Below are 24,681 nucleotides of genomic sequence, written 5' to 3' on the forward strand. Positions count from 1 at the left end.
TTTTACCTCACACGACCGGAGTTCTCAAAACTGTTTTCAGACGTTCAGGAGCTGTCCTTCTCGGATCAGACAGATAGATCTCATGATGCTTGCGGCCATTTCCCACATCTGGCGCCAGTCCATTCTCCTTCATAAATGCGGCCATTTTTTCCATTGTCTCAGCTTCCTGGGCATAGGTTCCTATATGCATTGCCTGGACACATTTTCCCTCCGTAAATGTCTCCATCCGGAGACGGCTGATATCCAGTTTGGGCTTTTTTATCTTGATCTCATCTTTTGCCCACTGAAATACATCCTCCGTGACAAATTCAGGCTGGCGGATCATAGAGGTCCAGAGCCATTCCTCCCTTGGAGTATTCAAGTCAAACATGCTGTCTTTGGTCCACCAAAGTCCCTCCAGCGGAGGTACTACATATTCAAAATACCCTTCCGGTCTGTTGTTACCCATTTTGCTCATTTTTATTGTAAAAGAAAATGCATATAAAAGCTCCATTGCCTGCTGGTAATTGTCTCCGCCAGGCTCTCCTTTTCCGTCCACCATAAAAAAAGTCATTTCCGGGACTTCTATAAGGACCGGTTTCTTTTTTGGCATATACAGATCTTTATACTCTTTTTTATAATCCAGTTTTTCCATAAACTCACTCCTTCAGTGCAATATACATATGGATCTCAGAATCCTCCATCGTGCCTCCCGGCTGATATTCCTCAAAATCCCCGGTAAAACTGCGGTTTAGGTCCATGCTCCAAAGCTTCATCCAAAAGTCACTCACAGCCTTCTGCATGTGTCCCCGGACAACAAACTTCGCATATTTTCCTGCGGGGATCACAGCAAACGTCAAGCCCTCCTGGGACTGCTCCCGGCTGTTTACCTCACATCCTACTGTGATCTGATATTCCTCCATTTTCTCCCCGTTGTAATCAGAATACAGACCGATGCTTTTTTCATTCTCTTTATGGTCAATGTGAAAGAAGATGCCTTCCTCGAAAAAACGTCCCCACAGCGATCCAATCACCATGCCCATATCCGGTGCATCATTGGATGTCCTAGCACTGAGCCCCGCTACTAACTTTTCCTTTAAATCCACTACTTCGTAATCCATAATTCTTCCTCCATTGTTTTTTCTTTATTGTACAACAGAGAACTTGACAGCTGTGTGTCAGGTTTTACTTTTATTACACAGGGAAGTTCTGAGAACTTCCCTGTGTAATAAAAGCAGCCCTTCGGGCATAATGCGCACAAATGCGAGGGGTAATCATTTGACTTCGTCAAATCGCATTTGGCGCGCAAAGTGTACAAACCCCTCATAGGGTGAATAGTTAGAGAACTTTCATGGGTTTGTACACTTTGTTCTTACACATATTACACAGGGAAGTTCTGATACTGGCCAGCCATAAGCTCCAGACGGTCTATCATCCCCTGGCGGATCTCCTCCGGCTCCAGCACCTCAAGTCCAGGTCCGAACGATAAAAGCCAGCCGTACAGCCATTCCTGCCCGGAACACGGAAAGGATATATAGAAGGCGCCGTCCTGCACCTTGATCCATTCCGGTTCAAACTCATCATAGACACGGAATCCTAGACTGCCGTCTACGCGAACGGACACCGTCAGATCATTGTGTTCCTCAAGTTCCGGCATGGTTTTAATTTGCCTGATATCCCTTCTTTTAAAATGCTCTTTCGTGACTTCCAGGTTCTTGAGCCTTTTCAGCTTAAAGGTCCTCATTTCTTTGTGTTTTTTACAATAGGCGATCAAATACCAGTCCATCCCCCGGAAGTAAAGCTGCATAGGCTCTGCCGCCCTTCTGGAGTGCTCTCCCTTTGCATTATAGTAATCAAAGGACACCACTTCCTGGTTAAGAACTGCCTGCTTCAGCTGCTCAAAAAGTTCCTTTTCCCCCTGTGCATTCCACCTGGAGAAGTCCACATAAACCCAGTTTTCATCATCTTTCTGGAACAGGCTTGAAAGCCTGGATAAAAGCTTCTGGGCGTCCATATGCTCTGTCACCGCCATACACTGCAGCGACAAAAGGATCTGGTTCTGTTCCTGCTCCGTGAGAGCCGACTTGTCCATGACAAAATCCTCTAAAAGACCGATGCCTCCCCCTTTTCCCCGGGTACAGTAAACCGGTATGCCCGCACTACTCAGTGCGTCAATGTCACGGTATATGGTTCTTACGGAAACCTCAAACCGCTCGGCCAGCTCAGGGGCCGTGACCTTTTTCTTTTCCAGCAGAATATATATGATTTCAAATAAACGCGTGCTAGTCATGATTTATCTCCTTTTTGGTATTATAACATACCACAAGGCTTTATGCCCTTCAGGTGGACGTGCTGCGCACGATAAGGTATGACATTTTCCACATAATTTCCGTTCAGCTCTTAGAATGCTTCACTCCAATCATGTAGAAAATGGACGTAATGTCTGCTGGAGAAGGGTTTCTGTCAAAAGAAAAGTGTCACTTTTCGAAAGTTATTTGCCACTATTGGAGGAGTACATTTCAAAAGTGCGACGGAAATAGTGGTGAATAACTCATGACATTTCCACATGATTTCCGTTCAGCTCTTAGAATGCTTCACTCCAATCATGTAGAAAATGGACATAATGTCTGCTAGGGAAGGGCTTCTGTCAAAAGAAGGGTGCCACTTTTCGAAAGTTATTTACCGCTATTGGAGGAGCGCATTTTAAAAGCGTGACGGAAATAGTGGTAAATAACTCATACCCTCTGGAGCATCCCGCATCTTATACCCTGCGGGTGGACGTGCTGCGCACGATAAGGTATACTATTCGGTATAGCACATGTTTATTTTTTGCAGCATAAAGGAGCATAGTATGAGTTCTTATCAGTTAAAAAATGATTCTATTTCTGTTTCTGTTGACACTGCCGGTGCCGGTCTTACTTCTATTATGGATGCAGAGGGCAAGGAATATTTGTGGCAGGGTGATTCTGAGTTCTGGAGCGGACAGGCCCCTGTTTTGTTTCCCATCTGCGGCAGCTTAAGAAACGGAATGGCTTCTATAGGAGATGGAGAGACCTGTACCATGGGCAGGCACGGCATTGCCAGAAGGTGTGAATTTACCCTGAGCCATCTGGATGCGGATTGTATTTCACTTTCTTTAAAAGCCGATGAGGAAACACTGAAAGCTTTTCCCTTTGATTTTGAATTTCAGATGACGTACCGGATCACCGGCAGCAGTGTTGCCGTGGAACATACGGTGACAAACCATGATTCCCAGGTCATGCCGTATTTTGTGGGAGGACATCCCGCCTTTCACTGTCCGGTAAATGACGGAGAGAATTTTGAGGATTATGTCATTAAATTTGAGCAGCCGGAAACCGCAGCCTGCCCTATGCTCACAGAAGACGGGCTTGTCAACGTGGACAGCCGGAAACCTTTTCTTAACCAAGAATCTGAATTTGGAGTAAAGCATGAACTTTTCTATAATGATGCTCTGATTTTTGATACCCTTACATCCAGATCTGCTTCCCTGCTCCACAGGGATACCAAAAAAGGAATCCGTGTTGATTTTGCCGGCTTTGATTATCTCGGAATCTGGTCCAGCGCCAATGACGGGCCTTTCGTGGCCATAGAGCCCTGGAGCGGCACCTCCACATGCTCCAATGAAGATGATATATTTGAACATAAACGGGGAGTAAAAAAACTGGCGCCCGGACAGTCTGAGACACTGACCTATACGATCACGGTTTTATGATATGGAGGGGAATATGTATCAGATGATCGGCTTTGATCTGGATGGCACTCTTCTGGATACCAAGTATTCGATTCTCTCAGGCTTTCGGGATTTGTATGCAGAAACATGGAAGGAAACCAAACCTCTTGGCGAATTTGAATATTGCCTGGGAGGCGACAGTATCGCCCTGCTTCATTCCATGGGATTTCCGGAGGGAAGCATTCATGTCTGGCTTAAAAATATTGAACGCTACGCACATACAATTCACCCTTTTGACGGAATCCCGGATACTCTGTCTGCGCTGAAGCAGACTGGAATCACACTGGGTGTTGCCACGAACAAATTAAGGATTGAATATGAGGAGACCATGGAGCGATTTGAACTGAAGCACTTTATGAGACACTCCATCTGCCTGGATGAAGTATCCAGAGCCAAACCGGATCCGGAACCTTTATACTATCTGGCTGAGCAGTCCCGCACCCCTATCACCCACATGCTGTTCGTAGGGGATACTCTTTATGATAAGGACTGTGCCGAGGCTGCCGGCTGTAGCTTTGCCCTGGCCGGATGGGGAGCCTCTGAGTCCTTAAAGAAAGATTGTAGTCTGGTTTTAAATCATCCAGAAGAGTTACTGACACTCATTGATTAGAAAGAAGGTCCAATAAATGAAGCAACATACCCCGCACAAGAAGGTATTGGATATCCTTGATTCCCTAAACATTTCTTATGACTTTGAGAGACACCCGGCCGCCTACACGATGGAGGAAATCGATGCTCTTAGACTGACCCGTCCCAACGAGTCCATTGCCAAAAACCTGTTTTTAAGAGACGGCAGCGGAAAACGCCATTTTCTTGTTCTTGTGGCCGGAGACAAGACCGTGGATTTAAAGAAATTAAAACAGACCATAGGATCGTCCAGATTAAGTTTCGCATCGGAAGAACGTCTGATGAAGCACCTGAAAGTTACCAAAGGATCTGTGTCCCCTATGGGAATCTTAAATGATGATGATCTGGCAGTAGAAGTGTTTATCGATGAAGCTCTTAAGGACAGTACCTGCATCGGTGTCCATCCCAATGACAACACCGCAACTGTATGGATCAGCTGCAGAGATCTAGAACAAGTCATCCGCTGCCACGGGAATCCATTCTCATATATCCCTATTTGATCAACAAAGCTTATTGGGAGGTCCTCGCAGAATGCCGGGCAACTGGAGAAAATGTCAAATTAATGGTATAATGAAACCAACCCATCTATTTAGGAAGAGCTTAAAACTTTCCTAAAGAAAACAACTAAACTGGAGGTTTATATGGTACGATTTGCAGTGATAGGCACAAATTTTGTAACGGACGGCTTACTGGAAGCCGGAAACTGGTGCGAAGATTTCAAACTTCAGGCAGTGTACTCCCGGAATATAGAAAAGGCAAAGGAGTACGGTGCAAAGTACGGCGCCGAAGAATATTATGACAATCTTAAGGAACTGGCAATGTCTGATACAGTGGATGCCGTCTATGTGGCAAGTCCAAACAGCCTTCATGCCGAACAGAGTATTATGATGATGAAAGCTGGAAAACATGTATTGTGTGAAAAGACAATCGCATCAAATTCAGAGGAATTGAAGGAAATGCTGGAGACATCCAAAGAAAATCATGTGGTCCTCTTAGAAGCCATGCGCTCTGTGTTTGATCCAGGCTTTGCTGCCATCAAAGAACATTTACATAAAATAGGAACCGTCCGCAGGGCAACGTTCCAATACTGCCAGTATTCCAGGAGGTATGACAAGTATAAGGAGGGGATTGTTGAAAACGCGTTTAACCCTGCTTTTTCAAACGGTGCCCTGATGGATATCGGTGTGTACTGCGTTCATCCTCTGGTAAAATTATTCGGCGCACCAAAGGAAATTGACGCATCCTGCCTTAAACTCTCCAACGGGGTAGAAGCCGAAGGAACCATTGTCTGCAAATATGAGGATATGCTTGCGGAACTGATTTACAGTAAGATAACAAATTCTGCCCTGCCAAGCCAGATTCAGGGAGAGGACGGAACCATGGTCATCACAGAGATCCCGGACACCACAGAGATTTCGATTGTATACAAAGACAAAACAACAGAGACCATACCGATCGAGAAAAAAACAAACAATATGTACTATGAGATCCAGGAGTTTATCCGTCTCATAAACAGCGGTTCATCTGCCGAGATCCACAATGAGGCTTCTGTAATGGAACTGCAGGTCATGGATGAAGCGCGCAGACAGAATGGAATTTTATTTCCTGCTGACGAAAGGAGATAACATGAACATTGAAGATCAGATCAGGCAGATCGAACAGGACAGAAAAGAAGTTATACAGCCGTGCTTTTCTTATGAAAAGGCGTATAAGGTCGGAATGGCAATGTATGAAAAAGCTTTGGAGAAAAAACTTCCTATTGTGATCTCCATTACTATGAACCGCCATCAGATCTTCTATGCCGCTCTGGATGGTACTTCCTCTGACAATGACAACTGGGTGAAAAGAAAAGAAAATACGGTATATTATTTTGAAAAAAGTTCCTATGAAATGAGCCTGTATATGCAGTTAAAACAGGATACCATGCAGAATCGCTATGGATTACCGGCATCCGAATATGCTGCAGCAGGAGGGTGCGTCCCCATTGTCGTGGAGGGCGCCGGTCTGGTTGGAACCATCGGGATTTCGGGGCTGAAACAAAATGAAGACCATGATTTCGTCATGGAGACATTAAAGGAAGCAAAACAAAGAAAGTAATCTTCCAGCAATGGAAGACAAAAGGAGTCATCTGACAATCGCCGGATGGCTCCTTTTAAAATATGTACCAAGTTAATCCTGAATTCTCTCCACGCTGACATTTCCGAGGATTTGTTCCATATCCTCGCTCTGGAATCTTCCGGTGCCCTCGTTCATCGCATTGGCGGCGGACACTGCCACCGCAAAGGCCAGTGCCTCCTCTGGTGTTTTGCTGCGGCTCATTGCCACAGCGAAAGCTCCCACCATGGAATCCCCGCAGCCTACAGGATTGACAGCCTCAAGCTTTGGCGGCCTTCCGTGGTAAATACCATCTTCACAGATCAAAAGGGCACCGTCCGCCCCGGCCGAAATGACTACAAATGGTATCCCCCAGTTCTTAAGCTGCTTTCCTGCTTTGATCAACTCCTGCCTGTTCTGGATTCGGGTCCCCAGCAGTGCCTCTAATTCCTCCTGGTTCGGCTTTATCATTGTAGGAACCGCTTTCAATCCTTCTTCCAAATAGACCCCGCTGGTATCCAGGATCACCTGTTTCCCCTGACGCTTTACTTCCTCAATCAGAGTTTTATAACACTCTGCCTCCAATCCTTGTGGCGCGCTTCCTGAAATGGTGATGACACTGCTATTCTCTGTCATCCAGGCGAAATCTTGTAAAAACCGCTGCCACTCCTCTTCCGTCACTGGTGCGCCTGGCTCCAGATATTCTGTCGATGTGCCGTCTTCCGCCAGGATATTGATACAGCTTCTAGTCTCGCTTTTCACCTCTGTAAATTGATGTTGAATGCCATCTTCATCCAGCATTTTTCTGACGTACCCGCCGTTAAAGCCCCCGGCAAAGCCTGCTGCCTGCACCTCTTCACCGCAGAGATCCACAATCCTGGCCACATTCAGCCCTTTGCCGCCTGCAGTGTTTGTACACTCCTCCACTCTGGAGACGGTCCCGGGCCTTACAGAACCTTTGATCTTGTAAGCTTTATCCACTGATACGTTTAATGTCACCGTAGTAATCATCGCTATTCCTCACTGTCGATTAAAATCTTTCCTTTTACAGCACCCTTTTCCTTATAAAGCTCAAAAGCATCCATAATCTTAGATAAAGGCATTTTCTTAAAAATCAGGGATTCATCAAACTTCAGCTGTCCTGCTTTAAAATAGTGTGCCGCAAGTTCCCATTCTCTTCCGGGGAACGGAGCACTGTAAGACATCCAGGAACCCGTCAGGGTAAATTCCTTTCGGTTCATATGTTCCCATTCTTCCACGCTGAACGAAAGCTCCCTGGTCGGTGTTCCTATAAAGCAGACTCCCGCTTTGTTGGCCGCCAGTTCAAAGGCATATTTCATTGTGGTGGTGACTCCGGCTGTCTCATAGACATAACCAAATCCTTTGCCGTCCGTGAGTTTCATGGCCTGCTCCATGAAATTTTCATCCAATGTATTGATCCCTTCATCTATGCCAAGACGTTTCGCCAGTTCCAGACGTTCGGTGCTGATATCAAAGACTACAACCTTTTTGGCCCCAAATATTTTTGCCCACTGGGCGGTAAAGAGCCCTATGGTGCCTCCTCCAAGGATAGCTACGCTTTCACCGCCTTTATAGTCTGTTCTGCAAAGCCCGTGAAGCGCCACAGTTGCGGGCTCAAAAAAGGCTCCCTGTTCAAAAGACACAGAATCCTCAAACTTCACCGCATTTTTCTCCGGCACCGTCACATACTCCGCAAAGCTTCCGAACTCTCTGGAGCCGATAAAGCTGTAATGTTTACAGAGAGAATAATTGCCTTTCTGGCAGTCCTCACATTCCATACAAGGAACCAGTGGCACACCTGCTACACGGTCACCTGGTTTTAAGGAAGATACTCCCTCTCCCACTGTTTCTACCACACCGGAAAACTCATGTCCCAGAACATTCGGAAAGAAATGACATGCGTCTCCATTGACCCTTGGCACATCAGATCCGCAGATCCCTGTATATTTAACTTTGATCAGTACCTGCCCTTTCTTTGGAACGGGAGTCTCGATCTCCTCATAGCGGATATCATTTTTGGCATGGACCACTCCTGCTTTCATCACTCTCACCTAAGCCTTTCCTTCACTTTTCACTACCTTGATCTTTGACTTTACGTATTCCTTGACCATTTCCTTGCCTGCCTTGTTATACTTTTTCGGATCGATGGCATCTGGCTGTTCCTTTAAAAACCCGGTAACACCCTTTGTAAATGCAATCCTTAAGTCTGTGGCATAATTTACTTTGCAGATCCCGCGTCTTACGCAGTCTGCCACCGTTTCATCCGGCACACCGCTGGTCCCATGGAGCACCAGAGGAATGGAGACAACCTCCCTGATCTCTGAGAGACGGTCTAAGTCCAGCTTCGGCTCTCCTTTGTAAACCCCGTGGGCCGTCCCGATGGCCACAGCCAGGGAAGTGATGCCTGTCTTCTTGGCAAATTCCTTGGCTTGCATAGGATCTGTATATCCTCCGTCGCCTCCGTCTAAGTCATCTTCTTTTCCACCGACTTTGCCGAGCTCCGCTTCCACAGATATACCGGAAGGGGCACAGGCATCCGCCACTGACTTGGTGAGCCTGATATTCTCCTCAAAGGATTCATGAGAGCCGTCAATCATGATGGATGTATATCCGGTCCTCAAAGCCTGCATGGCCAGCGCGAAGCTGTCTCCGTGGTCTAAGTGCATGGCGATCGGTACACTAGCACGCTGCGCCGCCGCTCTTACGTTGGCCAGAAAGTAATCCAGGCCTGCATATTTCACCGTGGACGGCGTGGTCTGCATGATCACCGGAGATTTTAACTCTTCTGCGGCTTCCATGACCGCCATGACCATTTCCATATTTTCTACATTAAATGCACCTACCGCATAACCGCCCGCCTGGGCACGAAGAAGCATTTGTTCGGTTGTCACTAATGGCATATTCATTCCTCCTGAAATTTTGATAAAGCCGGAGCGGGCTTTTCGGCCCGCTCACTGTGATTAATCTTCTTTTAAAGCTGCCGCTCTTGCTTTGGATGTTCTTACGGTGAACACAAGACAGATGGCATAAATCACTGCGATCATCGCAAGACCTGCAAGATTCTCCCGTGTAAAGATCTGCGTAAACATATAAGTGATCGGTGAGCCTCCCTGGTCAAGGGCCGCAATCTGTGATGCCCCCTTGGTTAAGTTGACAGACTTAGCCAGCGCTGTGGTCCAAGGAATTGCCTGGTTTGCGATCCAGATGGTCACATACATGATCACAGATCCAGAGATTAATGTGCGGAACAGGTTTCCTTTGTGCACTGCAACGGCAATGGCGATAAAGAATCCAATGGTCGCCAGATCACCAAACGGAAGAATGACATTTCCCGGCACGATGATCGCAATAAGAATGGTCAGAGGGATGAAGATCAGGCCTGCGGTCACTACCTGGGCATCTCCCAAAAGGATTGCCGGGTCCAGTCCGATGTAAAATTCTGCGTCTCCGGACCGTTTTGTGAGAATCTCTTTCATTCGCTCAGAGAGAGGCATCAGTCCTTCCATGATACATTTAGTGATTTTCGGCATCAGCACCATAACTGCGGACATCTTGATTCCCAGCTGGAGTGCCGCCTGAAAATTATATCCTGCAAGTGCTCCCACCAGCGTTCCCAAAAGGCCGCCGATGACGATAGGTTCTCCGAGGACTCCGACTTTTTCCTGCAGTTTGTCTGCAGTGAGGTTGATCTTATTGAGTCCCGGAATTTTTTCAATGATGGCGTCAATAGCGCAGGCAAACGGTGCCAGGTACGCGGACGTTCCATGAGGGACTGTAAGTCCTTCCAATTCAAAATAATCTTCCATCAGCGGTGCGTATAAATCACCAAACTTGTATGTAAAAACCGCATGGACCACTACCCCTAAAATTCCGATGGCAAAGTTCCCTGTCACCGCATAAGCGATGGCACCGGTAAACGTCATATGCCAGATGTTCCAGATGTCAATATTTACGGTTTTTGTCAACTTCAGTACGATCATGACCACATTGACCAGGATCGCTACCGGGATTGCAACAGTTGCGATTCCGGAAGCCCAGGTGATCGGCGACATTCCCGGCCATCCTACATCCACGACACTCATGTGCAGCCCAAAGGTTTCTGACATTGCCTTTGCCGCAGGGCCTAAGTTAGCATTCATCATATCAACGATCAGGCCAAGCCCCACGAATCCGACACCGACCATCAGTCCGGCACGCACAGCCTTTCTTATTTTAACTCCTACAATAATACTCAGTATCGCAATGACCAAAGGCAGCATAACCGATGCTCCCATGTCAATCACATAATTAATTGCCTCTCCAAAAATACCCATTGTTCTCCTCCTTGAATTTTCCTTTTATTTATTCAGCACTTCCAGGATCTTTTCTTTCGTCTTATCCACTCCGATTCCTGAGATAAACGGCATTCCCGTAATCAACGGCGCACCATAATCTCTCTTTACTTTGGATGTAGTCACAATCAGGTCTGCCGGAAGATTGGATTCAATCTCTGAGATCCTCACCTGTGCGATCTCTATATCAATTCCGTTCTCTTTTGCCAGGTCTACCACCGCGTTTGCTGCCACTGTTGATGTTGCCACTGCTCCTCCGCATGCTACGATTACTTTCTTCTTCATAATGAACTCTCCTTTTCTTTGATGATATTTATAATTTCTGCCGGGGTTTCTGCTAAGCTCAGCTGTTCTAATACATCCAAGTCTCTCAGAATCCCCAAAATTGCCTGAAGTAATTCCAGATGCCCTTTTTCGTCCACCGCCAGCATAAAGATGACCCGGACGTCCACTGTCTCGTCGTCTGTCCCCATCTGTACAAAGGATACTGGCTGTTTTGTGGTTACGATGGCGATCCCTTTCTTGTTTACATGGCTGATGTCCGTGTGGGGAATGGCAACCCCTGCTCCTCCCATGTCCACACCGGTGGGAAAATCCTGCTCTCTCTTTTTCAGTGCATCCACATAGCTGTCTTTGCAGTAGCCGAGAGCATGAAGCTTCCCTCCCGCTGCCTCAAATATTTCACCGCTGTCCTTTGCGTCCAGTCCGGTCAAAATCAATTCTTCTTTTAATTGTTCCCAAACCATGATCTACTCCTTTATTCTATGTTCATAAGTTTTAATGATCTTTGCTGTCTCTCTGGCGCTCTTTGCACCCAATAGTTCTTCCTTGAACCGTTCATTTGTAAGCATATTGACCAGATGGAAAAATGCTTTCATATGCTTTTTGTGATCGACTGTGCTGAGGCAGCAGAAAAATCTCACTTCCTCCCGGTCTCCGTCCTCATCCTCGATGATAACAGGAGTTTTAAGCCTGATCAGGTTCATCCCGACTTTTTGGCTGCCCGCCTCAAATCCTTCATGGGGCAGGGCAAAACCTTTGGATATGACAATGTAGCTTCCATTTTCCAGCACATTCTGGATCATGGCGTCCACATAACGGTCTTCGATAAATCCTTTTTCCAGCAGCGGAGCCGCCGACTTATGAATGGCATCCTTCCAGTCACTGCATTCGATGTCCAGCTGTATGTTCCCTTCTCTCAAAAGTTCGCACAAAAGCGGTTCTCGGTACTCATCATATGGCTCCTCAAAATATTCATATACGGTTTTTGATATATCCCTGAAGAGATCCGAATCCTTCACCAAGGGTTTTAAAAGAGCCAGGAGCTCTGCCGGATTATTCTCTTTTTCCTGTACCTTCTTCGTTGGAATCCCCTGTTTTCCCTGCAGAAGCTCTATCTTTTTGTTTACTCTCAGATAATCTTCATCGGAAAACATTGGTGTCACCAGCACATATTCTCCCTCATAATCCTTCAGAGGAATGGTAGACACGATCATATCAATGCTCTGGTGGCCGCTTTTTTTCAGATCATGGGCAGATACCACATCGACGATATGGAAATCAAACCGGTTCTTCATCTTGGCCAGCAGCAGCTGTGATGTGCCCACGCCTCCGTTGCAGACGATGACAACGCGGAAGTCGATCTCTTTCTTTTTTCTGCGTTCCAGCGCCGCACTGATATGAATGACAATATAATCGATCTCGATTTCTGAGATCTTTCTCCCCACAAAACGCTCCAGCATTTCCAAATGCTTGGAAGCTGCCAAAAGCACTGTTTGGTTTTGTTCCACAATCTCCTTCAGGAAATCATCCCGCTGGGTGATATTAAATTCTTTTGTAAATATGGATTCCAGATGATTCACCAGATTCTCGTAAAATACAAAATCCTTGTTTAAATCCACATGCAGTTCATTGGATACTTGTTCGATAAACTTTCTCGTGATCAGCTGGAGACCGATGATCCTCTGGTTTCTGCTCGTCTTTTTTATATAGCTTAGGCTGTCAAGAATATCACTGAGAAGCTCTGTCTCGCCTTCACTTTCCGAGAAATCCCAATACTGGGATACATACTTTAAAATGTCTCCCGCCATTTCATACTTGCTCTTTTTCATCCCTGTGGTGCATGTAATCTGTCTTCCCTGCTTTACTCTCTGAATCATAATCATCAGATACTGAAGCAGATAGTCAAAGGAAGCGTCTGTCAGGAAACGTCCGTGGGCATGTTCCTGTTCATTGATGATCTTCTGTAAATTCTGCCTGTCTTCTTTTTTCAAACGGCATCCCACATTTAAGCCCCGTATGAAGGTCTGTACCACACTCCCCTCCGCGTCAAAACCGCCTCCCTGGCTCAGGAGCTTCAGCAGACAGGCCCTCTTTGCACTCTCATCTCCTGAGAGCACCAGGCCTTTGTTGGAATGGGATTCTACTGTCAGATTTTCAGCCAAAAGCATCTGTTTGACACTGTCCAGATCATTGATCACGGTTGCCCTGCTCACGTACAAAAGCTCAGCGATCTCCGATAATGTCACATGTCCCTCAGCCTGGATCAGGATCGCTGCGGTCAGCGTTTTCCTTTCTCCTTTTGAGAGCCTGTAAGTGTAGAAGTCATTCTGGCGAAACAGCTTGGCCGCCTCCTCAATGTCAGCCTCCACAAGAAGCAGGCCGTTGCTCCCGAACTTAATCACAGAAATATGATGCTGTTCCAAAATGTCATTGACATCATTGATATCATTTCTGATGGTCCGCTCCGAAACCTGAAACTTCTCTGCCAGCTCTGAAATCCGGAAACTCTTATCCGCATCCATAAGGCCGAGCAAAATCTCTCTTGATCTTTTGTTCATTTTTATCCCTCCGTTGCTATGCATTTACTATATCATCCTTGTATTTTAGAAAACAGTCAAAAGGATTTCTGGTATTTTTGCAAAAAAATAAACAGGTCTAAAACCTTTCCATAGATTTTGAAAAGTTTTAGACCTGTCTTTTATCCCAAAAGCTTTTGAAGCAGCTGATACAGTTCCTCATCAGAGCCGGCACAGTAATCCGGCCTAACTACTGACGGCGGATATGGATGCTTCCTCCGGTTCACCCATATGGAATGAAGCCCTGCACCTTTGGCTCCTTCTACATCGTTACGAAAAGAATCTCCCACATACCAGACCGAGTCCTTTTGAACCTTCATCTTTTCACAGGCGTACAGAAAAATTCTTTTGTCAGGTTTCGCCGTTCCTATATCTCCCGATACAAAAATAGTTTCCTTTAAAAACCATTCTTGAAGCCCCAGCGTCTCTATTTTCTCCCACTGATGTCCGGACGGTCCATTGGTTATCACTCCGATGGGGACTCTCGCCCGGCAGTATGACAGGATCTCTTTCATAACATCAGAGACCGTGATCTGTTTTTGATGCTCCGCGTACAGATGCTGGAATTTAAGCCCCGTTTCGTCTGAAATCTGGATATCAAACTCCTCCAGTGCCTTTCTGATCCTGTAAATATACATCTCATCCATTGTCATCTGCCCACTCTGGGACTGTTCAAATGATTCATCGCTGTATTTTCTGCTCAATGCAAACAATTGCCTCATATCGATCTTGTATTTTTCGTTAAACAGCTGCCGGTATGCCCTCTCAAACGGAGTCTGCTGGTCATACAGTGTATCATCCACATCAAATAAAACTGCATCCATGTCTCTCTTCCCCCTGTGAATTATGTACTTTTGTATCATTTAAGAAGATTATAACACAAACCAACTTCCCGCAAATGCATCTGCGGCCACAAAAAATCAATAAAACAGCTTTCAGCTTCTTGTGTTTTTTGATTTTTCCCGGTATCATAACGGTGATATCCTTAAGTTTTTTCTTCATTTAGATGAGCCTCCCTATTCTTCTTGAGGTTTCCGTTTTAGGATGTCACAATTTTTTATAGATTCATTGTACACCTCCATAAAAACCGGAAAGGAAACTACACCATATGAATTGGGATGGAAAACGCTATTACTCTTTAGATTTCTATTTAAAACAAACGTTTGGAGAGAAAATATACAAGATTTCTTTAGACGGAGGCTTTACCTGTCCAAACCGGGACGGTACTCTCGGAACCCGCGGCTGCATTTTCTGCAGTGAGGGGGGATCAGGAGATTTTGCCTCTGATCGGGCCCTCACAGTGACAGAACAGATTGAAGATGGCATCCGGCTAATAGAAGGAAAATCCAATGCTCAAAGATTTATCGCTTATTTCCAGGCATTTACCAATACCTATGCCCCTGTGGAACGATTAAACAGGCTGTACCGTGAAGCAATCCAGGATGAAAGGATCGCCGCACTTTCCATTGGTACAAGGCCGGACTGCCTGCCGCCTGAGGTTCTGGAACTTCTCAGGGAATTAAACCATATCAAACCAGTCTTCGTAGAACTGGGACTCCAAACCATCCACGAAGAGACCGCCGGATTGATCCGCAGAGGATATCCCCTCTCCTGTTTTGATCATGCAGTAAAAGATCTCCATGAAAGAGGGATCAATACGGTAGTCCATTTGATCCTCGGCCTTCCTGGAGAAACGGAAGAAATGATGCTTAAATCCGTGCGATACTTAAACAGCCTCCCTGTGGACGGCCTGAAACTTTCCCTTCTCCACGTCCTTCATCATACGGATCTGGGTGAGCTTTATAAAAAGCAGCCGTTTCCTGTGTATGAACTTGACGATTATGTCAGCTTGGTCATTCGCTGCTTGGAAGAACTGAGGGAGGACATTGTCATTCACCGGCTTACGGGCGATGGTCCCAGAGATCTTTTGATCGCTCCCCGCTGGACTCTCCATAAACGCAAAGTCTTAAATGAGATTGCCAAACGCATGAAACAAGAGGACAGCTGGCAGGGTAAGAATCAAAGTTCCTAACGTATTTTATATACATCCTTAAAAAAGCTTGTACCAGGAATTTAAAATCTCGGTACAGGCTTTTTGTTTTAATTATTCTTTTTTTCTTTTTTCCTTCATAGCTGTTGTTGTCACACGTGTTATTATTTCCGATCTCAACACCCTTTTTGATCGGGGAGAGCAAAAATCCGATGACCACGCCGAGCCAGAGCCAGAATCCGCCGAAGAAAAATGCTTCTTTTTTTGTCATAAAGAGTTCCTCCTTTGCAAATACTCTTATAACTTACTTCTTCATTCTAACAGATATAGGTCCAATTTCAAGTTTTGTTGGAATGTTTCTGCGTCAAATTTTTTTACAGCAGGGTATCCCTTATGAAATGAAGCTGCCACAGAATAAACCGCTGGCTTATGGCTCTTTAGATAATAGATACATTTCTTTACGAAGACACAAAAGGCCAGCGCATGTAAACCAATTACATCCACTGACCTTTTTTACAAGTATTTATTTGCTAAATTTACAGAATCTCCGTAATATCAGCCAAGGAATCCACAATCACATCCGGCTTTACGTCACTGTTCTCCACATCCTCCAAGGTACTCTCCCCAGAAAGCACCAGAATAGAAGTCACCGGACTTCCGTCTGCCACGGCGATATCTGTATACAGCCTGTCGCCGACGATGGCGATCTCTTCCGGTTTAAAACCTGACTGCTCCACAAAATAATTCAGGGTATGCTTTGACGGTTTACCGAAAAACTCAGGGAATCTTCCGGTGGACGCCTCAACAAGCTTTGCCATAGAACCGCAGTCCGGAATGAAGTTTCCTCCCTCCATCGGACAGTTCCAGTCCGGGTTGATGCCGTAATAGGTACAGCCGTTCCTTACATAGTGGCACGCCTTGGAAATCTTCTCATAGGTAAGCGTGGTATCAAATCCAAGGATCACGATATCCGGGTCTTCCTCAACAAGCGGCATGTCAAACGCTTCAAACTCTTTTAACAGAGAAGGAGTTCCCACTACATAGAGGGTCTCTCCCGGATGATGCTTTTTTAAATACTGGATCATCACATGGCTGGATATCATCATCTGATCCGGTGTGATGGAAATGTCCATGCCGGCAAGTTTGTCTATGTAAGCCTGCTGGCTTTTGGATGAATTATTGGTAAAGAAATAATATTCCCGCCCTGTGTCTTCCACCTTCTTTAAAAAGTCCTGGGTGAATGGAAACAAGTCATTTCCCAGATAGATCGTCCCGTCCATATCAAGAACAAAACATTTGATATCTTTCACTGCCTGAATATTTTGCTTCATCTGCTTTTCTCCTTATTCTTCGTCATAAAACCGATGCGTGATCTTTTCCGCGATCTCCTGCATCCTTCCTTTTTCCACTGCCAGGTCTAAGACGCTGTAGCGGTCTCTGACCTTGTGTCCGTTCAACAAGCTCTCGTAAAACAGTTCCCTGTCAATGCCAATCTCTTTTGGGGAAACCGGTGCGCCTACTGTCTTTAACAGTCCTTCTACGTATTCCCTGGATGGTGCCAGCTTCTTTGCCGCCTCTGGTATCTCATCTCCCATCATCTCAAAGATCTCCGCGATGATCGGTGTTGCGATCCCCACTTTGATGCCGTGAAGCTCCGGATACTTCTTCCTTGCGATAAACTCCATCTCCCAGTAATGGCTCAGCATATGCTCCGCTCCGGATGCCGGACGGGACACCCCGATCAGCCCCATGGCAACTCCCGTCAAAGTCAGAGCCTCGATCAGGTAAAGAACCGCTTCTTCATCCCGGTTGGCCAGTGCCTCAGCGCTTCCTGTTACTTTTTCAAGAGCTTTCTGCACCAGGGTCACACAGGTCTCACAACAGTACTCTCCAGTGTTTTCTTTCGATAAGTACCAGTCCGCCAGCGCTGTAAGCTTACCGATCACATCTCCGAAACCGGCCCGGATCATGTGCATCGGTGCCTGCTTCATGATGTCTGTATCACCGAGGATTCCATAAGGCAGCGTTGCGATGAACGAGATCTTCTTCCCTCCCAGGATCAGAGGGGCTCCGTCTGACGCATATCCATCCATGGAAGGTGCCGTACACACAACAATGTATGGAATCTTTGTCCTCGCTGACATATATTTTACCATATCGTTTAAGGTTCCGGAACCCACTGCGATCAAAACGTCCGTCTCAGGCTCCAGGTTCAGGAACATGGTTCCCGCTGCATGTTCATCCGGGATCAAGATGTCCTCTCCTGAGTCCAACACAACACTTTTTACCTGGAAACCTGCATCTTCCAGAAGTTTCTTTGCTGTTTCCCCCGCAGCTTTATATGTATTGTTATCACTCAGCATGTAAACTTTCTTAGCTTCAAGCCCTTTGACCATTTCAGGCAGTTCACTGATCACTCCCTGCCCCATCACCAGGCGTTCAATTTCTAAAGTATGATGTCTTCCGCAGCTGCAGTCAAAACTTGCCTTTGCCATTTCATTCATAGAATAGTTTAAGATCTCATCCATTTTGTTTCCTCCCGAATCTTAATTTCAAATAAGGTTACCACCTGCAACATAAATAATACCACTGGTAATATAATCTCATTTTACTTCTATTCTATTATAAAATCTACCCCTTCTATAGAACAATTGTATAAATTCTTTATTTTAATCAAATATACAGACATTTGTATAAATCAGTGCATTCATACTGCTTAAACACCCTTCTGGATATAACATGTTCCACATAATTTCCGTTTGGCTCTTAAAATGCCTCACTTCAATCATGTGGAACATGGACGTAGTGTCTCTGTTAAATAAACTCGATGGTATTTCCCGGGGCAAGATCCGATGCTGTCAGCGGCTCTTCACCCTTTATGGCCTGGACCATGATGCATCCAGGGCGTTCTGCCTCAGGCCCGCCCTTGAAGCTCACAGTACAGTGCCCCAGGCCTCTGAGCGTTTCGTTGGCCTCTGTGCCCACTGCTGTCACCTCAAATCCTTTTTCGTTGATCAGCATGGTATCCCCAGGCTCTATATTGGCTCTCAGTTCTTCGATGGTATGCAGCACACACAGATCTTCAAAGGCCGGCGGTGCATCGTCGTTAAACAGAATGATAAAATTGGAATCAGGATCTCCTAAAAATGTCAGAGAATCTTTTCCCAGCTTCTGGATTCTTGTGAAATACTTCATCTTATCTCTCCCTTACTGATAAATACGGTTGGTTATTTTCTCGGCTATCTCCTCAAGTCTTCCCGTTTTCAGGGCCAGTTCCAGGATACTGTACCGGTTCCTCACTTTATATCCCTCCAAGATACTGTTATAGAACAGCTCCCGGTCGATTCCGATATCAGTCGGGTATACCGGCGCCCCCACGGTCTTTAAGAGGCCTTCCACATATTCTCTGGACGGCGCCAGCTTCGTAGCCTCCTCTGGCACCTCGTCTCTCATCATCTCAAAGATCTCCGCAACCACCGGGGTAGCGATCCCTACTTTAATGCCGTGCAGTTCCGGGAACTTTCCTCTGGCGATGAAATCCATCTCCCAGTAATGGCTCAGCATATGCTCTGCGCCGGAAGCGGGACGAGATACTCCGATTAACCCCATGGCAACTCCGGTGAGGGTCAGAGCCTCAATCAGATAAAGGATTGCATCATCATCCCTTTTTGCCAGTGCTTCTGCACTTCCTGTGACCTTCTCAAGTGCCCTCTGTACAAGGGTCACACAGGTCTCACAGCAGTATTCATTCACTTTTTCCTTTGCCAGATACCAGTCTGCCAGAGCTGTCAGTTTCCCCAGCACATCGCCGAACCCGGCATGGATCATATGCATTGGGGCCTGTTTCATGATGTCAGTATCTCCGACCACACCGTAAGGGAGGGTTGCGACAAAGGATATTTTTCTTCCTTCCAGGATCAGCGGCGCCCCGTCGGCTACATATCCATCCATGGAAGGTGCTGTACAGACGATCACATATGGAATCTTTGTTCTGGCAGACATATATTTTGCCATATCATTGATGGTACCTGAGCCTACAGCAACGATCACTGCAGTATCCGGCTCGAGATTCAGGAACATGGTTCCAACGGCCTGCTCATTTGGAATCAGAATATCATCCCCGGAATCCAGCATGACATTTTTCACAAGGAAGTCATCAGCCTCCAGGATCGAAAGCACACGGTCTCCTGCTGCCTTAAATGTATGGTTGTCGCTGAGCATGTAAACCTTCTTGCCCCTAAACGGCTCCAGTACATTGGAAAGTTCCTTTAAAACTCCCTGGCCCATAATGATATGTTTAATATCCAGCGTGTGGTGTTTTCCACAGCTGCAGTCGAAATCCGCGCCTGCCATTTCATTCATTGAAAAATTTAAAACTTCATCCATATGCTCTCCTCCTGCCTATTTGCTAAACTGTTTTTCGTAATAAGTAATCCGCTCTACCTTTTCTGTAGAAGGCCCATCTTTGAATTCAAGCCCCATCCAGATATCCAGCAGATAAAGTGCCAGCTGAGGCGCCACCACTCTTGCCCCCATACACATGACATTTCCGTCATTGCTTAGGATAGAACGCTCTGTAGAGAATGGATCGTGGCAGACTGCCGCTCTAATACCCGGTACCTTGTTTGCCGTCATAGCCATACCGATGCCTGTGCCGCATACAAGGATCCCCCTGTCACACTCACCGCTGGTAACCTTCTCACAGGTCTTTACTGCAACATCCGGGTACAATGCGCTTTCTCCTGCTTCTACTCCATTGTCTACATACGTATGCCCTGTTTCTTCTAATCTCTTTTTGATCGCCTCTTTTAATTCATAAGCTGCCTCATCACATCCAATTGAAATCTTCATATGTATCTGCCTCCTTTGATTTTATGTCTCCATTTTACCTCGATATTTATGCAAAGTCCATAGAATTTATTGAAATTATGTATAAATATTTCTTTCTATGATGTATACAGACCAAAGCTTGCAACGAAAGCGATGACAACGGCCACCGGTCCTGTGATGACACGGGAATATAAAACGGACGGCACACCCAGTTCGATGGTCTCAGATTCACATTCCGCGAGACTCAATCCTACCGGGATGAAATCACAGCCCACCTGGGCATTGATGGCAAATAGTGCAGGCAGTGCGTACTGGGCCGGAATCTTTCCCATAGCGATCTGAGATCCCAGAAGTGTTCCCACCACCTGCGCGATAACAGCTCCCGGTCCGAGCACAGGTGACAAAAACGGCATCGCACAGATCAGAGAAATGATCAGCATTCCAGGGAGCGTGGCACACAGAGGCGAGATGGTCTTCGCTATGATGTTTCCAAGTCCTGTGGCAGTGATAATACCAAGGATCGTACTTGTGAAAGCCATAAACGGGAGGATATTTTTTACCACCATATCAATAGTCTCACGTCCTGCGGCAAAGAATTTTCCTACCACCTGCCCTACACCGATACCAAGCCTTGTGATCAGTCCAGGCTGTTCGCCTGCTTCCCCAGCTTTATTCTCCTGCCCGGCCTGTTTTTCTCCCTCCGGCGCTTTCTTTTCCATGACCGTCTCCCCATCTGCATAGGAGAGACAGTTTTCGTCAACTGCGGATACATAGATGTCAGGAGTGATGTATTTTGCCAGAGGACCAGACTGTCCTACAGGATTCAAGTTGATCGTAAAGATTCCCTTTTGAGGATAAATCCCACATCTTAAAGTACCTCCGCAGTCCACGATCGCCACAAGGATTTCTTCGTCGGGCACATTATTCTTGTGTCCGTCCACTGCCTCCCCTCCGGTCATCTGGGCAAGCTTTGCTCCCAGCGGATGGATGCCGCCGATGGCAGTCATACATAAGATCTTGTTGCATGTTTCTGTTGCCTGAACTACAAGCGGACCTCCGAATCCTCCGGAGCCTGCGGTTATCTTTACTGGCTTATTCATTGACAGCTACCTCCTTTTTCCCCATCTTCTTATATTTGTTGCTGAGCATCAGATAAATTCTCTCTGTCACCATACCTCTGATGAAGATGACGACAAGTCCTACCAGAAAATATCGGACTGCCAAGTCTCCCAGAGGAAGCTTTAACTTCTGGATGCCCACGGCGATTCCCATGTAGACAAACAGTTCACCGGCATTGGCATGAGGAAAAAATCCCAGCACCGGATGACAAAAGCTGATGGCCGCATCAAAAAACGGCACCTTATACTTTTCTTCTACAAATCTTCCGAATGTGTAGGCCATTGGATTTCCAACACAAATCATGGCGATCACAGGCAGGAATAAGTACCGGCATATTCTGTTTCCGGTGATCTTCATACAAAACTTTTCAACCCGGTCTTCACCGATCAGTTTTATGATCGCGTTGACTGCTGTCATCAGACATACGACTGTGGGAATGATCGTGGTAACCCAGCTCAAAAATGTCTGCCCTCCCGTGGAAAACAGTTTCATAAACCCATTTGCTAAATTTGATATAACCTGCATATGTTCCTCCTTAACCTCTCATTTCTAATGCTTCCAGCGCCTGTATGTATCCTTTATAATACTTCTGCTTTTTTTTCGTCATACCACGGAGCTCAGAGAGCACTTCCCGGAAATCCCGGTCCAGCAATTTTACCTGATAAACCTCAGCAACCGGATGGAACCTGGCCAGAAACGAGATACCGTCCATCGCTTCTCCTCCCGTTATCCTTCCGTCATCGCCGCATGCAAGAATGACAATGTGTCCCCCGGACAGCAGCCGCCCCCTTTTTTGTCCGATTCCTACCGTTCCGTTTTGGTTCACCCGCCGCACAGCTTTCTCATAATCTTTAATCTGAAAAAAGCCGCCCGCCGACTGGAGCAAAAACAATACCAGAAATACTCCAAAAAGAATCACTACATGATTTGACATTTTCCTCTCCTTTCTTTGAACATTTTCTCTGTATTGTTATTTTAACTCTCAACTTAATCATAGTCAATAATTATTTTTGGAATAATGTATAAGTAAATATTATTGTTCAAATATTAATACATTTTTTCAATACAATTTTATTCATAACAAACAAAAAACTTCCCGGATTTTTTTAATCCGGGAAGTCCCTTTATGTTAACTTATTTTCAATTAGAATATCACACTTCTTTTAACATCTGCCTTGCACATTCTGAGTCTGTGATCAGGACATTGATATTCTTGGATCTGACTGCTCCGATGACAGATTTTGCTTTTTCAATTCCTCCGGCCACTCCAATCCTGATATCGATGCTTTTGAGCTGTTCCTGGGAAATACCTGCTACTCTCTGGTTAAAGGAATCAAAGGGCTGTGTATTGCCCTCGATATTGTAAAAGTAAAGTGAAGCATCCCCCACTGCACCCATCTCAACAAAATCTTTTAGTTCCTTCTCCGACAAATACCCTTCGGCCACGAGGGCGGTACCGCCTGCCTCCGGGATGCCGATCCCCATCACCACGATCCTCAGCTTAGAAAAATACTCATAGATATAATTGACCGTTTCCTCTTGAAGAAAAATATCCTTGACCTCTTTGCTGGAAAAAATCCCAGGTGAGAGAAACTGGACATAGTCCCCACCGAACTTCTCAGCAAATTCCACAGCGATACGGTTGGACTGGACATCCCGCTTCTCCGTCCTTTTCTGGGAAATACCCCCGTAAAGGGGCACAAATAAAAGTTTATTTCCCTTATCGTAACCTTTATCCACATGGGCTATATGGGACAGCGTCCTACCCATGGTAACTCCTACATAATCATCATTTTTTAGAATATGGCTCAGATAATCAAAGGCTGCCTCAGACAGCATGTCCATCTGCTCTTCTCTTGTATCCAGAGGTTCACTCTCCACAATGATCGCTTCCTTCAGACCAAATCTCTGCTCCAGCTTCTGTTCCAGTTCCCCGTAATCGTAACTGATTGGATTAATGACCTCAATCTTCACAATCCCCTGCTCTCTTCCAAGTGCCAGCATCCTGGAAACCGTGGCTCTGGAAAGTCCCAGTGTGTTGCAGATCTCCACCTGGGTCTTATTCTTCATATAGTATAAGTTACAGCATTTATAAATCAGACGGTCATCATCAACAATTTTCTTCATCCGCTTCCACCTTTATATTAATTCTAACCCTTCCAGCGCATTATAGATTCCGTTTTCCTTTGTTGTCTGAGTAAACATATCTGCGACAGCCCTGACAGCATCGCTGCAGCGGCCCATACCGATTCCGGTTCCTACGTTTCTTAACATCTCCACATCGTTGTCCGAATCACCGAATGCATAAAGGTTCTCTCTGGAAAGCCCCAGATCCTTCGCCACCTGGACAACCGCATCACCCTTTGTAACACCCTTTAAAGTAATATCAAAGAAATTCTCCCGGACATGCTTGGCACATTCAAATGTGTCCGCGTACTCCTTCTTAAAGTCTTCAAACACATCCGGTGCCTTATAGTTCATCGTCAGCTTTGATATATGCTGTTTCTTCCAGTACTTCCACGGTGCGTACCACTCCATCGGAAGACTGAACAGCCGACAGAAATACTTAAAAAACTCTTCATCGTTATGTAAGTAGTAGGTGACATCCTGGGTATCCATCTGGATGATCGTATCCCTGACAAAATATTTGTCTATGACTTCGTGCAGCAGGTCCTCCTCAATAAAGATATCCCGCAGCACTTCACCGTCAACTTCCGCATAGCTCCCATTGCAGGTGACCGCACCGTCAAAATGTTCGATGTCAGCCTCCAAAAAACGCTTGGTCCGCCCGGAACAGAGCAATGCCGCATAGCCGTTGTCCTGAAGCTTCTTGACAGCCTCCAGGGTCTTAGGCGTGACTGTCTTAATATGATCTACCTCATCCACCAGTGTCCCGTCATAATCAAAAAATACCGCTCCTTTATATTGTTTCATAGTATGGTCTCTTCTCCTTATTTATTAAAATCAACAGCTTAACCAATACTATTGTACTTTCTTTTAATTCCCATTTCAAGCGGTATTCTACATCATCAGCACCTGTATGACTAAAATCAGTGTAATTCCAAGGGAAAGCAGAAACAT

At 45.9% G+C, this 24,681-nt stretch carries 27 protein-coding genes; 6 read left to right on the forward strand and 21 right to left on the reverse strand.

Annotated elements, in window-relative coordinates; genetic code table 11:
- Positions 1–7: 7 nt before the first annotated feature.
- The 3 genes from AR1Y2_RS12545 to AR1Y2_RS12555 form a co-directional block, all read right to left on the reverse strand.
- The gene (locus AR1Y2_RS12545) at positions 8–634 is read right to left on the reverse strand and encodes a GyrI-like domain-containing protein (RefSeq protein ID WP_137329258.1); all 627 of its coding nucleotides are present in this window, start codon (positions 632–634) and stop codon (positions 8–10) included.
- Positions 635–638: 4 nt separating this feature from the next.
- Positions 639–1,100, reverse strand: coding sequence for a GyrI-like domain-containing protein (locus AR1Y2_RS12550; protein ID WP_137329259.1), 462 nt, complete (start codon positions 1,098–1,100; stop codon positions 639–641).
- 260 nt (positions 1,101–1,360) lie between these two features.
- The gene (locus tag AR1Y2_RS12555; RefSeq protein WP_137329260.1) at positions 1,361–2,269 is read right to left on the reverse strand and encodes a helix-turn-helix transcriptional regulator; all 909 of its coding nucleotides are present in this window, start codon (positions 2,267–2,269) and stop codon (positions 1,361–1,363) included.
- Between the two features lie 561 nt (positions 2,270–2,830).
- Between AR1Y2_RS12555 and AR1Y2_RS12560 the strand changes: the two genes are divergently transcribed.
- From AR1Y2_RS12560 to AR1Y2_RS12580, 5 genes are all read left to right on the forward strand, one after another.
- Positions 2,831–3,712 (forward strand): aldose 1-epimerase family protein, encoded by an 882-nt coding sequence (locus AR1Y2_RS12560; RefSeq protein ID WP_137329261.1) that lies wholly within the window; start codon positions 2,831–2,833, stop codon positions 3,710–3,712.
- A gap of 13 nt (positions 3,713–3,725) precedes the next feature.
- On the forward strand, positions 3,726–4,340 hold the full coding sequence (locus AR1Y2_RS12565) for an HAD family hydrolase (protein ID WP_243118743.1): 615 nt from the start codon (positions 3,726–3,728) through the stop codon (positions 4,338–4,340).
- Between the two features lie 16 nt (positions 4,341–4,356).
- Entirely contained in the window at positions 4,357–4,857 is a 501-nt protein-coding gene (locus tag AR1Y2_RS12570) for a prolyl-tRNA synthetase associated domain-containing protein (RefSeq protein ID WP_137329262.1), read from the forward strand.
- 141 nt (positions 4,858–4,998) lie between these two features.
- Entirely contained in the window at positions 4,999–5,982 is a 984-nt protein-coding gene (locus AR1Y2_RS12575; protein WP_137329263.1) for a Gfo/Idh/MocA family protein, read from the forward strand.
- A 1-nt stretch (position 5,983) separates the two neighbouring features.
- Positions 5,984–6,454, forward strand: a complete 471-nt coding sequence (locus AR1Y2_RS12580) for a heme-degrading domain-containing protein (RefSeq protein WP_137329264.1) — start codon at positions 5,984–5,986, stop codon at positions 6,452–6,454.
- A 72-nt stretch (positions 6,455–6,526) separates the two neighbouring features.
- On the opposite strand, the gene pfkB is transcribed toward AR1Y2_RS12580, so the two are convergent.
- From pfkB to AR1Y2_RS12620, 8 genes are all read right to left on the reverse strand, one after another.
- On the reverse strand, positions 6,527–7,462 hold the full coding sequence (gene pfkB / locus AR1Y2_RS12585; RefSeq protein WP_137329265.1) for a 1-phosphofructokinase: 936 nt from the start codon (positions 7,460–7,462) through the stop codon (positions 6,527–6,529).
- Positions 7,463–7,464: 2 nt separating this feature from the next.
- Positions 7,465–8,514 carry a galactitol-1-phosphate 5-dehydrogenase gene (locus tag AR1Y2_RS12590; protein WP_137330270.1) on the reverse strand — a complete coding sequence of 350 codons (1,050 nt, stop codon included), beginning with the start codon at positions 8,512–8,514 and terminating at the stop codon, positions 7,465–7,467.
- A 9-nt stretch (positions 8,515–8,523) separates the two neighbouring features.
- Positions 8,524–9,372: a tagatose-bisphosphate aldolase subunit GatY gene (gene gatY, locus AR1Y2_RS12595; protein ID WP_137329266.1), complete on the reverse strand. Its 849-nt coding sequence runs from the start codon at positions 9,370–9,372 to the stop codon at positions 8,524–8,526.
- A gap of 60 nt (positions 9,373–9,432) precedes the next feature.
- Entirely contained in the window at positions 9,433–10,785 is a 1,353-nt protein-coding gene (locus AR1Y2_RS12600; RefSeq protein ID WP_137329267.1) for a PTS galactitol transporter subunit IIC, read from the reverse strand.
- Between the two features lie 24 nt (positions 10,786–10,809).
- Complete coding sequence (gene gatB, locus AR1Y2_RS12605; RefSeq protein ID WP_137329268.1) at positions 10,810–11,088, reverse strand: PTS galactitol transporter subunit IIB; 279 nt, start codon at positions 11,086–11,088, stop codon at positions 10,810–10,812.
- Positions 11,085–11,549, reverse strand: a complete 465-nt coding sequence (locus AR1Y2_RS12610; RefSeq protein WP_137329269.1) for a PTS sugar transporter subunit IIA — start codon at positions 11,547–11,549, stop codon at positions 11,085–11,087. Before AR1Y2_RS12610 ends, gatB begins: the two co-directional genes overlap by 4 nt.
- A gap of 3 nt (positions 11,550–11,552) precedes the next feature.
- Positions 11,553–13,643: a BglG family transcription antiterminator gene (locus AR1Y2_RS12615; RefSeq protein ID WP_137329270.1), complete on the reverse strand. Its 2,091-nt coding sequence runs from the start codon at positions 13,641–13,643 to the stop codon at positions 11,553–11,555.
- A gap of 140 nt (positions 13,644–13,783) precedes the next feature.
- Complete coding sequence (locus tag AR1Y2_RS12620; protein WP_137329271.1) at positions 13,784–14,485, reverse strand: HAD family hydrolase; 702 nt, start codon at positions 14,483–14,485, stop codon at positions 13,784–13,786.
- 284 nt (positions 14,486–14,769) lie between these two features.
- Between AR1Y2_RS12620 and AR1Y2_RS12625 the strand changes: the two genes are divergently transcribed.
- Positions 14,770–15,693 (forward strand): TIGR01212 family radical SAM protein, encoded by a 924-nt coding sequence (locus tag AR1Y2_RS12625; RefSeq protein WP_137329272.1) that lies wholly within the window; start codon positions 14,770–14,772, stop codon positions 15,691–15,693.
- Between the two features lie 494 nt (positions 15,694–16,187).
- Here AR1Y2_RS12625 and AR1Y2_RS18040 read toward each other — a convergent pair whose 3' ends face one another.
- From AR1Y2_RS18040 to AR1Y2_RS12670, 10 genes are all read right to left on the reverse strand, one after another.
- The gene (locus AR1Y2_RS18040; protein WP_243118744.1) at positions 16,188–16,982 is read right to left on the reverse strand and encodes an HAD-IIA family hydrolase; all 795 of its coding nucleotides are present in this window, start codon (positions 16,980–16,982) and stop codon (positions 16,188–16,190) included.
- 12 nt (positions 16,983–16,994) lie between these two features.
- Positions 16,995–18,179: a sn-glycerol-1-phosphate dehydrogenase gene (locus tag AR1Y2_RS18045; protein WP_243118745.1), complete on the reverse strand. Its 1,185-nt coding sequence runs from the start codon at positions 18,177–18,179 to the stop codon at positions 16,995–16,997.
- Between the two features lie 286 nt (positions 18,180–18,465).
- The gene (locus tag AR1Y2_RS12635; protein ID WP_137329273.1) at positions 18,466–18,846 is read right to left on the reverse strand and encodes a PTS glucitol/sorbitol transporter subunit IIA; all 381 of its coding nucleotides are present in this window, start codon (positions 18,844–18,846) and stop codon (positions 18,466–18,468) included.
- Positions 18,847–18,858: 12 nt separating this feature from the next.
- Positions 18,859–20,037 carry a sn-glycerol-1-phosphate dehydrogenase gene (locus tag AR1Y2_RS12640; RefSeq protein WP_137329274.1) on the reverse strand — a complete coding sequence of 393 codons (1,179 nt, stop codon included), beginning with the start codon at positions 20,035–20,037 and terminating at the stop codon, positions 18,859–18,861.
- A 15-nt stretch (positions 20,038–20,052) separates the two neighbouring features.
- Positions 20,053–20,502 carry a ribose 5-phosphate isomerase B gene (gene rpiB / locus AR1Y2_RS12645; protein WP_137329275.1) on the reverse strand — a complete coding sequence of 150 codons (450 nt, stop codon included), beginning with the start codon at positions 20,500–20,502 and terminating at the stop codon, positions 20,053–20,055.
- 95 nt (positions 20,503–20,597) lie between these two features.
- Positions 20,598–21,581, reverse strand: coding sequence for a PTS glucitol/sorbitol transporter subunit IIB (gene srlE, locus AR1Y2_RS12650; protein ID WP_137329276.1), 984 nt, complete (start codon positions 21,579–21,581; stop codon positions 20,598–20,600).
- Complete coding sequence (gene srlA, locus AR1Y2_RS12655) at positions 21,574–22,125, reverse strand: PTS glucitol/sorbitol transporter subunit IIC (protein ID WP_137329277.1); 552 nt, start codon at positions 22,123–22,125, stop codon at positions 21,574–21,576. Before srlA ends, srlE begins: the two co-directional genes overlap by 8 nt.
- Before the next feature lie 10 nt (positions 22,126–22,135).
- On the reverse strand, positions 22,136–22,534 hold the full coding sequence (locus AR1Y2_RS12660) for a transcriptional regulator GutM (protein ID WP_137329278.1): 399 nt from the start codon (positions 22,532–22,534) through the stop codon (positions 22,136–22,138).
- Positions 22,535–22,752: 218 nt separating this feature from the next.
- Entirely contained in the window at positions 22,753–23,727 is a 975-nt protein-coding gene (locus AR1Y2_RS12665; RefSeq protein ID WP_137329279.1) for a sugar-binding transcriptional regulator, read from the reverse strand.
- Positions 23,728–23,739: 12 nt separating this feature from the next.
- Positions 23,740–24,534, reverse strand: a complete 795-nt coding sequence (locus tag AR1Y2_RS12670) for an HAD family hydrolase (RefSeq protein WP_137329280.1) — start codon at positions 24,532–24,534, stop codon at positions 23,740–23,742.
- Between the last annotated feature and the right edge of the window lie 147 nt (positions 24,535–24,681).

The sequence above is a fragment of the Anaerostipes rhamnosivorans genome (genome assembly GCF_005280655.1).
GTDB classification, from domain to species: domain Bacteria; phylum Bacillota; class Clostridia; order Lachnospirales; family Lachnospiraceae; genus Anaerostipes; species Anaerostipes rhamnosivorans.